Origin of the sequence: Nonomuraea sp. MG754425 (assembly GCF_021699195.1) — a bacterium.
In the GTDB taxonomy this organism is placed as follows: Bacteria; Actinomycetota; Actinomycetes; order Streptosporangiales; family Streptosporangiaceae; genus Nonomuraea.
In genome coordinates, this window is the sequence record NZ_SSXE01000121.1 from 15,425 (window position 1) to 29,691 (window position 14,267).

Annotated in this window: 15 protein-coding genes; 10 read left to right on the plus strand and 5 right to left on the minus strand. The window is 74.3% G+C overall.

The genetic code is table 11. The annotated features are described in order from the left end of the window. Window positions 1–95: 95 nt before the first annotated feature. The 6 genes from FAF44_RS34340 to FAF44_RS34365 all read left to right on the plus strand — a co-directional run bounded on the left by FAF44_RS34340 (window position 96) and on the right by FAF44_RS34365 (window position 7,669). Entirely contained in the window at window positions 96–1,283 is a 1,188-nt protein-coding gene (locus FAF44_RS34340; RefSeq protein ID WP_237107501.1) for a hypothetical protein, read from the plus strand. Between the two features lie 87 nt (window positions 1,284–1,370). Then, window positions 1,371–2,357 carry an endonuclease/exonuclease/phosphatase family protein gene (locus tag FAF44_RS34345; RefSeq protein ID WP_237107502.1) on the plus strand — a complete coding sequence of 329 codons (987 nt, stop codon included), beginning with the start codon at window positions 1,371–1,373 and terminating at the stop codon, window positions 2,355–2,357. 125 nt (window positions 2,358–2,482) lie between these two features. After that, on the plus strand, window positions 2,483–4,510 hold the full coding sequence (locus FAF44_RS34350) for an MMPL family transporter (RefSeq protein ID WP_237107503.1): 2,028 nt from the start codon (window positions 2,483–2,485) through the stop codon (window positions 4,508–4,510). Window positions 4,511–4,578: 68 nt separating this feature from the next. Then, complete coding sequence (locus FAF44_RS34355; RefSeq protein WP_237107504.1) at window positions 4,579–5,733, plus strand: ROK family transcriptional regulator; 1,155 nt, start codon at window positions 4,579–4,581, stop codon at window positions 5,731–5,733. 27 nt (window positions 5,734–5,760) lie between these two features. Further along, entirely contained in the window at window positions 5,761–6,720 is a 960-nt protein-coding gene (locus FAF44_RS34360; RefSeq protein WP_237107505.1) for a hypothetical protein, read from the plus strand. 70 nt (window positions 6,721–6,790) lie between these two features. Beyond that, window positions 6,791–7,669: a hypothetical protein gene (locus FAF44_RS34365; protein ID WP_237107506.1), complete on the plus strand. Its 879-nt coding sequence runs from the start codon at window positions 6,791–6,793 to the stop codon at window positions 7,667–7,669. 43 nt (window positions 7,670–7,712) lie between these two features. On the opposite strand, the gene FAF44_RS34370 is transcribed toward FAF44_RS34365, so the two are convergent. From FAF44_RS34370 to FAF44_RS34385, 4 genes are read right to left on the minus strand one after another with little or no spacing between them, the layout of a single operon-like run. Beyond that, entirely contained in the window at window positions 7,713–7,925 is a 213-nt protein-coding gene (locus FAF44_RS34370) for a hypothetical protein (RefSeq protein ID WP_237107507.1), read from the minus strand. Window positions 7,926–7,928: 3 nt separating this feature from the next. After that, on the minus strand, window positions 7,929–8,663 hold the full coding sequence (locus FAF44_RS34375; protein WP_237107508.1) for an alpha/beta fold hydrolase: 735 nt from the start codon (window positions 8,661–8,663) through the stop codon (window positions 7,929–7,931). Then, on the minus strand, window positions 8,660–9,277 hold the full coding sequence (locus FAF44_RS34380; RefSeq protein WP_237107509.1) for a LysE family translocator: 618 nt from the start codon (window positions 9,275–9,277) through the stop codon (window positions 8,660–8,662). Before FAF44_RS34380 ends, FAF44_RS34375 begins: the two co-directional genes overlap by 4 nt. 44 nt (window positions 9,278–9,321) lie before the next feature. Beyond that, entirely contained in the window at window positions 9,322–10,326 is a 1,005-nt protein-coding gene (locus FAF44_RS34385; protein WP_237107510.1) for a YafY family protein, read from the minus strand. 44 nt (window positions 10,327–10,370) lie between these two features. Between FAF44_RS34385 and FAF44_RS34390 the strand changes: the two genes are divergently transcribed. Beyond that, window positions 10,371–11,123: a DeoR/GlpR family DNA-binding transcription regulator gene (locus tag FAF44_RS34390; protein ID WP_237107511.1), complete on the plus strand. Its 753-nt coding sequence runs from the start codon at window positions 10,371–10,373 to the stop codon at window positions 11,121–11,123. Window positions 11,124–11,144: 21 nt separating this feature from the next. Here the strand turns inward: FAF44_RS34390 and FAF44_RS34395 are convergent, their stop codons facing one another. Continuing rightward, on the minus strand, window positions 11,145–11,903 hold the full coding sequence (locus FAF44_RS34395; RefSeq protein WP_237107515.1) for a TSUP family transporter: 759 nt from the start codon (window positions 11,901–11,903) through the stop codon (window positions 11,145–11,147). 222 nt (window positions 11,904–12,125) lie between these two features. Here FAF44_RS34395 and FAF44_RS34400 point away from each other — a divergent pair, with 222 nt between their 5' ends. The 3 genes from FAF44_RS34400 to FAF44_RS34410 all read left to right on the plus strand — a co-directional run. Continuing rightward, window positions 12,126–12,956 (plus strand): maleylpyruvate isomerase family mycothiol-dependent enzyme, encoded by an 831-nt coding sequence (locus tag FAF44_RS34400; RefSeq protein WP_237107512.1) that lies wholly within the window; start codon window positions 12,126–12,128, stop codon window positions 12,954–12,956. 39 nt (window positions 12,957–12,995) lie between these two features. After that, complete coding sequence (locus FAF44_RS34405) at window positions 12,996–13,556, plus strand: GNAT family N-acetyltransferase (protein ID WP_237107513.1); 561 nt, start codon at window positions 12,996–12,998, stop codon at window positions 13,554–13,556. A 120-nt stretch (window positions 13,557–13,676) separates the two neighbouring features. After that, window positions 13,677–14,267: methyltransferase domain-containing protein (locus tag FAF44_RS34410; protein WP_237107514.1), on the plus strand; the 591-nt coding region annotated here is incomplete at its 3' end.

Below are 14,267 nucleotides of genomic sequence, written 5' to 3' on the forward strand. Positions count from 1 at the left end.
CGGGTCTCGGTCATTGACAGGCCGATCAAGTTAGCGCAAACATGAGTGCGCGTCGATGACGACCTCCTCCCCCCGAACCGTCAGAGAGCAGGCACATGCTTCGTCGACTGTCCATCGTCGCGCTGACCGCGACCCTGGCCGCCGTCTCGCCCCTCACGCCCGCCGCCAACGCCAACGCCAACGCCCCGGGAGGCAAACCCGTGACCCGACCGCTCCCCACCGCGTACGGCGCTCTCGGCGCGAACTACAACCAGAACCTCGACGCCCTCGACTACCGCGAGCTGCGCGAGTCCGGCACCCGCTGGGTCCGCGGCTTCTACCCGATGCCCGCCACCGACGCGGGCGACCCGGCGGAGCACTTCGCGATCAGCACCATCACCGACGCAGGCCGCCGCGGCTTCGACACGATCCTCAGCCTCAAGTGGCCGTACAACTCCGCGTCCTTCCCCGAGCCCGGCAGCGCCGCGATGGCCGCCGAGCTGGCGCGCCTGGACCGGGTGCTGCCCACGGTGCTGAACAAGGTGGACATCCTCACGATCGGCAACGAGCCGTTCATCGAGAGCCTGCCCGCCGAGCGCGACGAGCGGCTCAACGTGTTCTACGAGGCCGTCGCCCGGCACGTGATCGACTACCGGCGCGAGCACTGCGGCGCGGACTGCGGCACCACCCTGTACATGGGCGCGCTCAACCGCCTCGACCTGGCCGACCGCCGCACGCCCGCGGCCGAGCGCTGGATGACCTTCGTCCGCGAGACGCCGGAGATCCAGGGCGTGGACATCCACCCGCACATCCCGGCGCCGGAGAACGCGCAGCCGTTCCTGGACTTCATCCTGCCGAGGATGCGCCCCGACCAGACCTACCTCGTGACCGAGTTCTCCCTCGTGTGGTACTGGAAGCAGCACCTCCAGGACCCCGTCTCGGAGGAGTTCGCGAAGCGGTACGGGTTCGCCGCCGACACCAAGGTGTGGCAGGTGATCAAGGCGGCCATCGACGAGCCGTTCAGCCCCAGGCAGTGGGACGACTTCCTGACCGGCAGCCCGTGGTTCATGGAGCAGGCGGACTTCCTCAGCGAGCAGATGAAGCTCTACCGGGACACCGGCCGGCTGGCGGTGGCCACGTACGGGTTCAAGCAGGACGACCTGATGGTGACCGACTTCGGCCCCAACAAGGACCCGTGGCTGCTCAACAGCGTCTTCGTGCCGTACACCGTGAAGTCCCGCGGCGACGGCCTGGCGGCGCCGAACTACTGGCTCAAGGACTTCAGGGCGCTGCAGCGGCACTGAGCGCCGCACCGGCGGGCGGTTCTTCTCAGGGGATCGCCCCCCGGATCCTCATCCGGCGTTAAGAATCGACGCCTAGCGTGAGCGGCTGTGCTGCTGGACGAGGGTGTGAAGACGGAGCGACGGGCGCGTCCCCGCCGGGTGTGGCGCGGGCGGGCGGCCGTCGCGGTGAGCGTGCTGTTCGCGGCGGGGACGGCCGTGCGGCTCGGCGGGCTGGAGACGGGCGTGTTCCTGGTGCCGCTCGTCTCCTTCACGCCCTACTTCGCCGTCGCGGCCCTGGTGCTGCTGGGGGTCGTGGTCGCGCTGCGCAGCCGGGCCGCGATCGCGATCATGCTGGTGGTGTGCGCCTGCCTGGCCTGGTGCGTGCTGCCGCGGGCGTTCGGCGGCGACGCCGCCGCCGGCCGGCCGTTGCGGGTGCTGACGGCCAACCTCAACGGCGGGCGCGGGGACGCGTCCGTGCTCGTCGATCTGGTCCGCAGGCTGCACGTGGACGTGCTGAGCATCCAGGAGCTGACGTACTCGGCCAGGGACCGGCTGGCCGCCGCCGGGCTGGCGGAGCTGCTGCCGTACCACATCGGCCGGGCCGACCAGCGGGGCCCGGAGGGCAGCGGCGTGTACTCCCGTCACCCCATGACCGAGCGCACCGGGCTGTTCGAGCCGGTCGGGCACCACATGCCGGTCGTGGAGGTGTCGCCGCCCGGCGGCCCGGCGGTCGAGGTCGTGGTCGTGCACCCGGTCGCGCCCGTGCCCTCGACCGTGCCGGAGTGGGCGGCCGGGATCGCCGCGCTGCCGCCCGCGTCCGGCTCGGGGGCGCCCCGGATCCTGGCGGGCGACTTCAACGCCACCCTCGACCATGCGGTCTTCCGCCGTCTGCTGGACACCGGCTACACCGACGCGGCCGCCGCCACCGGGCAGGGGCTGACGCCCACCTGGCCGCACGGGCGCTCGCTGCCGCCGCTGGTCGCCATCGACCACGTGCTGACGGACGGGCGGGCCTCGGCGGCGGAGGTGCGGGTCTTCGACGTGCCGGGCTCCGACCACCGCGCGCTCTTCGCGGATCTGCGGGTGCGCGGCTGAGCCCGCCGGACGGCCCGCTCATGACGCGAACATGAGACGCGCGGACCGGGGTGTTTAAGCGGGACCGGGAATGACGGCTCACGTGCCGGCCGGCACATTCACACCGAGGCCGGGGGTGGGCGGAATTGTCGGTTCTGTTGGGTGCGCGGGCCGCGCGCAGGGTCGCTGCGGTCGTGGTCGCCGTCTGGGCGGCCGTCACCGTGGCGGCCGTGCTGGCGAGCGGCCCGCTGGAGGACGTCCGGGTCGCCAGCGGCACCTCCCTGCTGGCCAGAGGCGCCGAGTCGGCCCGCGTCCTCAACGTGCAGGCCCGGCAGTCCGGCAGGGTGGTGCCCGCCCTCGTCGTCTACGAGCGCTCCGGCGGGCTCCGGCCGGCCGACGTGGCGGCGGCCCGGTCGCACCTGGACCGGTTCGCGGCCGTCCCGCACGTGGCCGGGACGGCGTCCGAGCCCGTGCCCAGCGCCGACGGGCAGGCCCTCCAGGTGACGGTGCTGTTGTCCGGCGAGCCGGGCGTGCTCATCAGCCCGCTGGTCGAGCGGCTGCGCGCGATCGCCTCCGAGGGCAACCCGCCGGGGCTGGTCGCCCACGTGAGCGGCGCGGGCGGGGCCGCGGCCGACTACGTGGACTCCTTCCACCGGGTGGACGGCACGCTCCTGACGCTGAGCCTCGTCGTGGTGCTGCTGGTGCTGCTCGCCGTCTATCGCAGCCCGGTCCTCTGGGCGATCCCCATGCTGGCCGTGGTGGTGGCCTACCTGTGCTCCACCGCGGCGGTCTACGCCCTGGCCCGGTCGGGTGTGCTGACGCTGCGGGCCGCCACGCCCGAGGTGTTCACCGTGCTGGTGTTCGGGGTGGCGACGGACTACGCGCTGCTGCTCGTCGCCCGCTTCCGCGAGCGGTTGCGGGTGACGGCGGACCAGTCGGCGGCGCTGCGGGGCGCGTTGTCGGGCGGGATCCGCACCGTCGTCGCCTCGGCGCTCACGGTGGCGGGCGGCGTCGGCTGCCTGGTGGTGGCCGACACGCACGCGCTGCGCTCCATCGGGGCGGCGTCCGCCGTGGGGATCCTGGTCACGACGGCCGTGATGGTGACGTTGCTGCCCGCGCTGCTGCTGCTGGGCGGGCGGCGGGCGTTCTGGCCGAGCACGCCGCATCCCGGGGACCCGGCACGCGACGGGGTGTGGCGGGGCGTCGCGGGCTTCGTCGGGCAGCGGCCCCGCCTGGCCTGGGCGGGCTCCGCGCTGCTGCTGACCGTGCTGTGCGCGGGGCTGACCACGCTCGACGCCTCGGGCATCCCGCCGTCGTCGCTGTTCACCACGCGCACCGACTCCGTGGCCGGCCACGACGCCCTGCGGCGGCACTACCCGGCCGGCGCCCCGGTGGTGGTCCTGGCCAGGCAGGACAGCAGCGCGGCCGTGGCGCGGGCGCTGAACGGCGCGCCGGGCGTGTCGTCGGTGCGCCAGGGGCCGCCCGCCCGGTGGCGCACGTTCGACGTCGTGCTGGCCGCGGAGCCGAACACGCCGGACGCCCACCGCCTGGTGACGGACCTGCGCGCGACCCTGCGCGCCGCGGCGGGCGGGGCGGCGCTGGTGGGCGGCTTCACCACCGAACTGCTCGACGTGCGCGACGCCGCCCTCGACGACGCGCTGCTCGTCGTGCCGCTGATCCTGCTGGTCGTGGGGGTGATCCTGGTCGTCCTGCTGCGCTCGCTGGTGGCCCCGCTGCTGCTGATGGGGACGGTGGTGCTGTCGTTCGCGGCCACGCTGGGGCTGTGCTCGGCGCTGTTCACCCAGTTGCTCGGCTATCCCGTGATGGACGCGTCGTTCGCCCTGTACGCGTTCGTCTTCCTGGTCGCCTTCGGCGTCGACTACAACATCTTCCTCATGGCCCGTGTGCGCGAGGAGTCCGTCCGGCTGGACACCCGCGAGGCGACCCTGCGGGCGCTGCGCGCGACCGGCGGGGTGATCACCGCGGCCGGCGTGGTGCTGGCGGCGGCGTTCTTCGTGCTGACCGCGCTGACGCTGGTGCCGGTCGTGCAGCTCGGGCTGTTGGTGGCGATCGGGGTCGTCATCGACACGGTGGTGGTGCGTTCGTTCCTCGTCCCGGCGCTGGCCCATCACATGGGACGGCGGATCTGGTGGCCCGCCCGCGCCGCTTCGTGAGCCGTCCCGCGTTGACGGGAACGTCCGGCTCTGATTATTTTCTACCCGTTAGTTATTAAGGAGGACGGATGTCGTCACCCGTGCGCGACGTCCGCAGGCTGCATCGGCGGCTCGTGCTGCGCAGCCTGCGCGACCACGGGCCCCAGCCCCGCGCGGACCTGGCCAGGCGGCTCGGCCTGTCCGCCACGACCATGACCAAGGTGGTGGCCCAGCTCCTCGACGAGGGCCTGGCCGGCGAGGGCGACGCCGCCGGCGGCCGGGTCGGCCGCCCCTCCACGGACGTCCGGCTGCGCGCGGACGCCCGGCAGGTCATCGGGGTCCAGGTCGGCGCGGGCACGGTGCGGCTCGGGCTGTGCGACCTCAGGGCGCGGGCGCGCGAGGTGCGCTCGTTCGGCTTCGACGTGACGGGCGAGCCGCCGGAGCGGGTCGTGGCCAGGATCGCCGACGCCGCCGCCGCGCTCGCCGAGCGGGCCGGTGACCGGCTGCTCGGGATCGGGGTCGCGGCCCCCGGCCCGGTGGACCCGGAGCAGCGCCGCAACCTGCTGTCGGTCAACCTCGGCTGGCGCGACGTGGCGTTCGGCGACCCGCTGGAGCGGGCGCTGGGCGTCCCGGCGGTGGTCGATCACAACGTCCGCGCGATGGCGCTGGCCGAGGCCCGCTACGGCGACACCGGCGGGGCGGACCCGCTCCTGTACGTGTACGCCCGCACCGGCGTCGGCGCGGGCCTGGTGATCGGCGGGCGGCCGTTCCGGTCGGGCGCCCACGGGGTCACCGAGCTGGGGCACCTGAGGGTGGTGGAGCGCGGCCGGCCGTGCGCGTGCGGCGCGAGCGGCTGCCTGGAGACCGTGGCCGCCGAACCGTACCTGGCTGAGTCGGCCCGAGCCGTGCTGGGCCGCGACAGCGCCGACCCGCTCACCGACCTGGCCGACGCCACGGGCGACGGAGACCGGCGGGCCGGGCAGGTGCTGGACGACCTCGTGGACCGCCTCGCCACCGGCCTGGCCGGCGCGGTCAACCTGCTCAACCCCGCGCTCATCCTGCTCGGCGGCGTCTTCCGCACGGCTCCCGACCCGGTGCTCGACCGGGTCGGGGACGCGCTGCGGGCCAGGGTCTTCCCCGTGCTGCGCGACACGGTGCAGGTGCGGCGGGCCACGCTCGGCCCGGATGCCGGCGTGGCGGGCAGCGCCGCCGTCGCCCTCGACCGGTTCCTCTACGACGCTTGATCAGGCTCCACGGAAAGGCATGAGAACATGACCGGTCACGTCCCGCTCCCCGCGTTCGACCCGCTGGCGGGCACGGTGGTGCGCGCCCCCGAGAAGGACGAGGAGGGCTACTGGGCCGGCTCCCCCGGCGTGCTGCACGACGGCGAGCGGTTCTGGCTCACCTACCGGCTGCGGCGTCCGCGCGGGGCCGCGGCCGAACGCGGGTGGCGCTGCGCCGTGGCCGTCAGCGACGACGGCGTGCGCTTCACCGACGTGTGGTCGGTGCACAAGGACGAGCTGGGCACGCCGTCCATGGAACGCTTCCGCCTGGCCCCCGCCGACGACGGCGGGTTCACCCTCTACCTGTCGTACGTGGATCCGGCCGACAACCGCTGGCGGATCGACGCGCTGCGCGCGGGCCACCCGTCGGACTTCGACGTGGCCACCGCCCGGCCGGTGCTGACCGCGGCCTCGACCGGCACCGAGGGCGTCAAGGACCCGTACGTGCTGCGCTCGGGGCCGGTGACGTACCTGTTCGCCAGCTACGCCGAGGCGCTGCCCGGCGGCCTCGGCGCGCGGGCGCACGCCGGCGCCGACGTCTACAACGTCGGCGTGACCACGCACCCCACCGGGCTGGCGACCAGCCTCGACGACGGGGCCACGTTCACCTGGCACGGCCAGGCGCTCGGCGTGGGCCGGGGCTGGGACCGCTACCAGGCGCGGCTCAACAGCGTCGTGCCCGTGCCCGGCGGGTACGTGGGCTTCTACGACGGCTCGGCCTCGCACGAGGAGAACTACGAGGAGCGCTGCGGCGTCGCCGTCTCCGGCGACCTGTTCGGCTGGCGGCGGCTGTCGGCCGAGCGGCCCTGGGTGACCTCGCCGCACCGCGGCGGCTCCGTCCGCTACCTCGACGCGCTGCTGCTGGACGGGCGGTGGTGGCTGTACTACGAGCTGACCCGTCCCGACGGCGCGCACGAGTTGCGCCTGATCCGGTTCCCCGTCGGGTAGGCGCGGGGCCCTATTGTCTCTGACATCCCTTTTGTCCGGGACAGCTATTCGAGACAGTGAGAGGTCCGTCATGAGCGCACCGTCCAGGCTTGCCCGCCGCATGTGGCACCAGTTGGAGCCGATCCACGCCGCGTTGTACTTCTCGCCGCAGGCGTTCGGCGCGGCGGCGGCCCTCGGCTACGACGTGGAGTCCCGCTGGCCCAGCTATTTCGCCTACCGCACGGCCCCGTTCGGGCGGGCCGGCACGCGGCTGGCCACGGCGCTCTACTACAGCTTCAGCCCCGTGACGATCGCCGCGCACGTGCCCGGCGTATGGGAGGTGGCCACGCCCGAGCAGGTGCTGCGCGCCCGCCTGGAGGCGGTGGACGAGACCTACCGCCACCTGCTCGGCGACCGCCTGGCGGGCCCGGACGTGGCCGAGGCCGCGGAGCTGGCCAGGCGGGCGGCCGAGAGCGTGCCGGTGGCCGGGCGGCCGTTCGCGGCGGCCAACCTGGACCAGCTCTGGCCGGACGCCCCGCACCTGGTGCTGTGGCAGGCCGCGACCGTGCTGCGCGAGCACCGCGGTGACGGCCACCTGGCGGCGCTGGCCGCGGCGGACCTGGACGGGTGCGAATCGCTGGTGTCCTTCGCCGCGATCGACGCCGCCCCGGTCGAGAACTTCGCCGGGCGGGGCTGGAGCGAGCGGGAGTGGGCCGAGGCGCTGGAGCGGCTGGCCGCCCGCGGCCTGGTGGACGCCGCCGGGAAGGCGACCGAGCGCGGCAGGGCGCTGCGCGACCAGGTGGAGCGGATGACCGATGACCTGGCCTTCGAGCCCTGGCGGCGGCTCGGCGAGGAGCGGGCCGGGCGGCTCGCCCAGCTCGCCTCCCCGTTCCTCGGGGCGGTCTTCGAGGCCGGCCTGCTGCCGATGACCAGCACGCTGGGCATCGCGACCGTCCAGGTGGCCGACTGACCCGCACGGGCCGGAACCGGGTCGAGCCGCGGCGGCGGGGCGGCTAGCGGCGGCCGTACTTCTTGTGGACCGCCTGCTTGCTCACGCCGATGGCGTCGGCGATCTGCGACCAGGCCAGCCCCGCCACCCGGGCCCGCCGCACCTGGACCGCCTCCAGGCGCTCGATCTCGTGCCGCAGCGCGGTGGTGGCGTGCAGGGCCAGCAGCGGATCGTCGTCCTGCGCCTGTCTCATGAGGGTCGCCAGGTCGTTCGTCATGGACTAAAGGTAATCCAGCAGCAGGGCGCTGATCTCCTCCGGACGTTCGAGCGCCGGCAGATGACCGGCCCAGTCCAGCTCGACCAGCCGCGCGTCCGGCAGCTCGGCGGCCAGGTGGCGGGCGCTCCTGCGGAAGAACGGCAGGTCGTGCGCCCCGCCCACCACCAGCGTGGGCACGCGGACGTCGGCCGGCGAGACCTCCCGCTCGGTCTGCTCGGGCTCCGGGTCGGCGGCGAGTTGCAGCTCGAACGCGTGCCGCTGCATCGCCAGCAGCCGCGCCCGCGCCTCGGCCGTCGTCTCGGGCCCGAGCAGCAGGCGCGCGTTGAGCTCGGCGGCGCCCTGCGCGTCGCCCGCCGTCAGCAGGCGGTTCTCCTCGGCCCAGTAGCCGGTCAGGTCGGGCGTGGGTTCGATCTCGGCGCCGGGGTTGAGCAGCACCAGCCGGTCGGCCAGCCCGGCGGCGGCCAGCCGCAGCGCCGTATCGGCCCCGCTCGAGGACCCGACCAGCGCGGCCCGGCGCACGCCCAGCGCGGTCAGCACCTCGGCCACGTCGTCGGCGTCGCTGTACGGCCCGTCGGCGCGGTACGGCGTCCGCCCGTACCCGCGGAAGTCCACCTTGATCACCCGGAAGCGCTCGGACAGCGCCTCCTCCTGGGCGTCCCACATGCCGGAGTCGGCCGCGCTCGAGTGCAGCAGCACCACCGGATCGCCGCAACCCCGTTCGGCGTGCCAGATCGTCATCGCGACTCCACCGCCATCCGCACGCCCAGGCCGACCAGCACCACGCCGGAGACCTGCTCCAGCCGCCGCTTGACCGCCGGCCGGCCGAGCCACTCCTTGGCCCGGCCGACCGCCCAGATGAGCAGCCCGTACCAGAGCAGGTCCACCAGCACCCAGAGCACGGCCAGCGTCACGAGGGTGAGCGGCACGTTCCGCCCGGCGGGGACGAACTGCGGCAGGAACGACATCGCGAACACGGCCGCCTTCGGGTTGGCCAGGCAGGTGCCCAGCCCGGCCAGGTACGGCCCGCGCCGGCCGGCCGGCGCCTCGGGGACGGCGCTCTCGGCGCGGGCACCCCGGCGGGCCTGCCACAGCGCCTGCGCGCCCATCACGATGAGCAGCGCGGCGCCGGTCACGCGCATGATGTCGTAGGCCAGTTGCGAGGCCGCCAGCAGGGCCGACAGGCCGAACGCGGCGGCCAGCCCCCACAGCAGGATGCCGGTCTCGTTGCCGAGCGTGGCGGCCAGCCCGGAGCCCCGGCCGGACCGCAGCGTCTGGCGCAGGATGATCGCGGTGCTGACGCCCGGCGCCATGGCGATCAGCAGGCACGCGCCGATGAATGCGAGAAGATACATGCCACGGATGGTCTCAGAAGGGGCACCGCGGCCTCCTCTGGTTTTCAGCCGTAGATCTTGGCCAGGTCGGCGACCGCCTCGGCCATCAGGGTGCGCAGCTCGGGCGGTCCCAGCACCTCGACGTCCGCGCCCAGACGCAGCAGCAGCCAGCGGGCGTGGGTGAGCGACTCGACCGGCAGCGTCAGCGTCACCCAGCCCTCGGGGTCGGGCTCGGCGGCGGCCAGCGCGGCCCCGGCGACGTCGGCCCCCATCGTGTACGCCAGCAGCTCCCCCCGGCCGGGGGCCAGCCTGACGACGGCCTCGGCGGTGTACATCCGCTCGCGGAACTCCTTGGCGTAGCGGTGCCAGAACCCGCTCAGGTCGAAGTCCCTGGGCCGGGCGAAGCGGCCCGGCAGCGTCTCCAGCGTCAGGATGCGCGCCACCCGGTACGTCCGCGGCGACCCGTCGGCGGGGCCGTCAGCGGGCACGCCGGCCTGCTTGCCGGTGGGGGCTGCGACCAGGTACCAGGAGCCTCCTTTGAGCACCAGCCCGTAGGGGTGGATCACGCGGTCCACCTCCGCCGGGCCCCAGCGCCGGTACGTCATGTGCAGGGGACGCTGGTCCCAGACGGCCTCGGCCACCTCGCTCAGGTGCGGCACGTCGTCGCCCGAGCGGTACCAGCCGGGCACGTCCAGCAGGAACCGCTCGCGCATCGCCGACGCCTGCGAGCGCGGCTCGGGCGGCAGCGCGGCCAGCAGCTTCAGCTCGGCGTTGGCCGCCACCTCGGCCAGCCCCAGCTCGGCGGCCGGTCCGGGCAGCCCGGCCAGGAACAGCGAGGACGCCTCCTCCGCGGTCAGCCCGTTGAGCCGGGTGCGGTAGCCGTCGAGCAGCCGGTAGCCGCCCGCGGGGCCGCGGTCGGCGTAGACCGGGACGCCGGCCGCCGACAGGGCCTCGACGTCGCGGTACACGGTGCGTACCGACACCTCCAGCTCGGCGGCCAGCGCGGGCGCGGTCATGTGGCCGCGGGTCTGCAGGAGCAGGAGCAGGGACAGGAGGCGGCTCGCGCGCATACTTTCATTGTATTCCCGGACATTTCTCGTGTTCTTATGAACACATGGAACGTGTGCGCGCCATCATGGACGCCCTGCGCACCCACGACAGCGTGTCCGTGGCCGAACTGGCCGCCGAGCACGGCGTGTCCGAGATGACGATCAGACGCGACCTGGACGCGCTGGCCCGGCAGGGGATGGTGCTCCGGGTTCGGGGCGGCGCGCTGTCGCTGCTGCCGGGCGGCGAGGAGCCGCCGTTCGGGGTGCGCGAGCGGGAGTCCGTGGAGGCCAAGCGGCGCATCGGCGAGGAGACCGCGGCGCTGATCGCCGACGGCGAGTCGGTGGTGCTGGACGGCGGCACGACGGCGCTGGAGGTGGCCCGCGCGCTGTCCGGACGGCGGGTGACCGTGCTGCCGCTGGCGTTGCAGCCGGTGCTGATGCTGGCCGCCGCGCCGCGCGTGCGCCTGGTGCTGCCCGGCGGCGAGGTGCGCAAGGGCGAGCTGACCGTCCTGGGGCCGCTCGCCGAGACCTCGCTCGGGGCGCTGCGCTTCGACACGGCGGTGCTCGGCTGCCGTGGACTGTCCGCCCGGCACGGCCTGACCGCGCACGACCTGGCCGAGGTGGCGGTCAAGCGGGCGGCGATCGGCGCGGCGCGGCGGGTGATCGCGGTGTGCGACTCGGGCAAGTTCGCGCGGACGGCGTTCGGCGCGGTGTGCCCGGCCGGCCGGCTGGACGTGGTGGTGACCGACACCGGCATCCCGCCGGAGGAGCGCGACGCCCTGCTGGCGGCCGGCGTCCGGGTCAAGGAGACCGCGTGAGCCCCACTGATCAGCCGGTGATCAGCCGGCGAAGTGCTGCCAGCCGAGCCGGATCACCATCGCCACCACCACGCACAGCAGCACGATCCGGACGAAGGACGTGCCCCGCTTCAGTGCCATCCGCGCGCCGAACTGGGCGCCGGCCACGTTGCACACCGCCATGCCGAGCCCGATCGCCCACTGCACGTGCCCCTGCGCGCCGAACACCGCGAGCGCCCCGACGTTCGTCCCGATGTTGATGATCTTCGCGGAGGCGGAGGCCGAGACGAAGTCGAGCCCGAGGATGGTGGTGAAGGCGATGATGAGGAACGTCCCGGTGCCCGGCCCCATGATGCCGTCGTAGAAGGCGATGCCCACGCCCGCCGTCGCCACCGCCGCGAGCACCCGGGGCCTGGTGCGCAGGTGCGGCACCGGCACGGCGCCCATCGACGGCCGCAGCGTCACGAACGCGGCCACGGCCAGCAGCACCACCATGACGGCGGGCCGCAGCACCTCGGCCGAGATCGACGCCGCCGCCCACGCCCCCAGCCCGGCGCAGAGCACGGCCAGCGCGGCGCCGGGGATCGCCACCTGCCGGTCCACCTTGGTGGAGCGCGCGTACGCGACGGCGGCGGAGGTGGTGCCGAACACCGACGAGAACTTGTTGGTGGCCATCGCCTCGACGGTCGGCATGCCGGTCATGAGGATGGCGGGCAGTTGCAGCAGCCCGCCGCCGCCCACGACGGCGTCCACCCACCCGGCTCCGGCCGCCGCGACCAGCAACACCAGGATCTGATCCAGCGGCACGCGCCACTCCCCCGATTCCCCCCGATAAACCGTCAAGAGTGTATAAGTCGGGCTTTACTGGGTTCACCACACCCCGCAAACCACACCCCGCAAACCGCACCCCGCAAACCGCACCCCGCAAACCGCACCCCGCAAACCGCACCCCGCGAACCGGCCTCGCGGGCCGGGCCGAAATTCGTTTCCCCAGGGCGCCGGCCGCCCGATAGGCTCGGCACCATGATGATCTTCGGCCCGGCCGTCGACGTCCGCCCTCTCTTCCCGCGCGAGCGGCAGGCCATGCTCGCCCTGCTCCGCTCCCTGGAACCGGCCGACTGGGCCAGGGCCACGGTCTGCCCCGGCTGGGACGTCCACGACGTGGCCGGGCACGTGCTCAACGACTACCTGCGGCGGCTGTCCGGCGGTCGCGACGGGCACACCGGGGCCGTCTTCGCCGACGACGAGACGCTGCCCGCCTACCTCGCCCGCACCAACGACGAGTTCGTCCGGGCCGGCCGCCAGCTCAGCCCGCGCCTGCTGATCGAACTGCTGGAGCACACCGGCCCGAGCCTCGACGCCCTCTGGGCGGCCCGCGACCTCGAGGGCCCGGCCGGCCTGAACGTCTCCTGGGCGGCCACCGACGTCGAGAGCCCCGCCTGGCTCGACATCGGCCGCGAGTACACCGAGTTCTGGGTCCACCAGCAGCAGGTGCGCGACGCCGTCGGGCGGCCGGGGGCCACGGAGCCCGCGCTCATGGCCCCGGTCCTCGACCTGTTCGCCCGCGCCCTGCCGCACACCCTGCGCGCGCACGACCGTCCCGAGGACACCGCGGTCGTCCTCGACGTGCCAGGGCCGGCCGGCGGGCGGTGGAGCGCGGTGCGGCGCGCGGGACGCTGGCGGATGGCGGCCCCCGAGGGCGACGCCGCCGCGCGGGTCACGATGGACCAGGACACGTTCTGGCGGCTGGCGACCAGGGGCCTGTCCACCGACGAGGCCCGCGCCCGGTCGCGGACGAGCGGCGACGCCGAGCTCACCGCCGCCATGACGACCCTGCTGGCCGTCGTCGCCTAGCACGGCCGGCACCGACCTTTTGACCGACGGAGGGCGAGCATGTTCGCGAGATCACTGGGCGACGACGGCGCGGAGCTGCGTCCGCTGGAACCGTGGCGGGCCGAGGAGTTCCTGGCCCACATCGACCGGGGGCGGGAGTTCATCGGCCGCTACATCAAGCTGCCCGACGCCGTCACCGACCTCGAGTCCAGCCGCTCCTTCCTGCGGACGTACGCGGAGAAGGCGATCGCCGACACGGCGCGGATCCACGGCATCTGGACGGACGGCAAGCTGGTCGGCGGGGTGCTGTTCCGGACGATGGACCTCGGCGGCGGCGTCGTCGAGGCGGGTTGCTGGCTGGAGCCGTCGGCGGTCGGCAGGGGCCTGGTGACCAGGGCCGCGCGGGTGATCATCGACTGGGCCGTCGAGGAGCGGGGCGTCCACCGGGTGGAGTGGCTGGCCGTGGTGGAGAACCAGGCCAGCATCGCGGTGGCCCGGCGGCTCGGGATGAGCAAGGAGGGCGTGCTGCGGGAGAGCTACCCGCACCGGGGCAAACGCCACGACGTGGAGGTCTGGGCGGTGCTCGCGCCGCAGTGGCGGGCGGCCCGGCAGGCGTCCTGACGGAGGCTCCCCGGCCGGACGAGACGTGTTCACGCTCCGGCCACGCGCCCGCCGCACGGAGCCGCCTCGCGTGCGCCAGAATCCGAGCGCGGCGGATCAGCGGACCCGGGAGGCGGCACTGTGACGAGCGGCGAGCGGCACCAGGTGATCGGCGGCGGCCGGTTCCTGTGGGAGTTCGTCCGCTCGCCCCTGCGGACGGCGTCGGTGCTGCCGAGTTCGGCGAGCCTGGCCGCGCGGATGGTGGCGGGCGTCCCGGAGCGCGGCGAGCCGGTGGTGGCCGAGCTCGGCGCGGGCACCGGCGCGTTCACCTCCGCGATCCAGCGGCGGCTGGACGGCCGTGGCCGGCACGTCGTGGTCGAGCTGAACGACCGGTTCGCCGCGCGGATCTCCCGGGCCCACCCCGGGGTCGAGGTGGTGTGCGCCGACGCCGTACGCCTGCCGGAGCTGCTCGCCGGGCTCGGTGTCGAGCAGGTGGACGTCGTGGTCAGCGGGCTGCCGTGGGTCGCCTACGCCGGGCGTCCGCCGCTGGTGGAGTCGGTGGCGCGGGTCCTGTCCCCCGCCGGGGTCTACACGCAGTTCGCCTACACCTGGACGCGCTGGGCCACCCCCGCCCGGCGGCTGCTCGGCGACCTGCGCACGGAGTTCGAGGAGGTCGTGACGACCGCGACGGTCTGGCGCAACCTGCCGCCCGCCGTCGTGCACGTCGCCCGC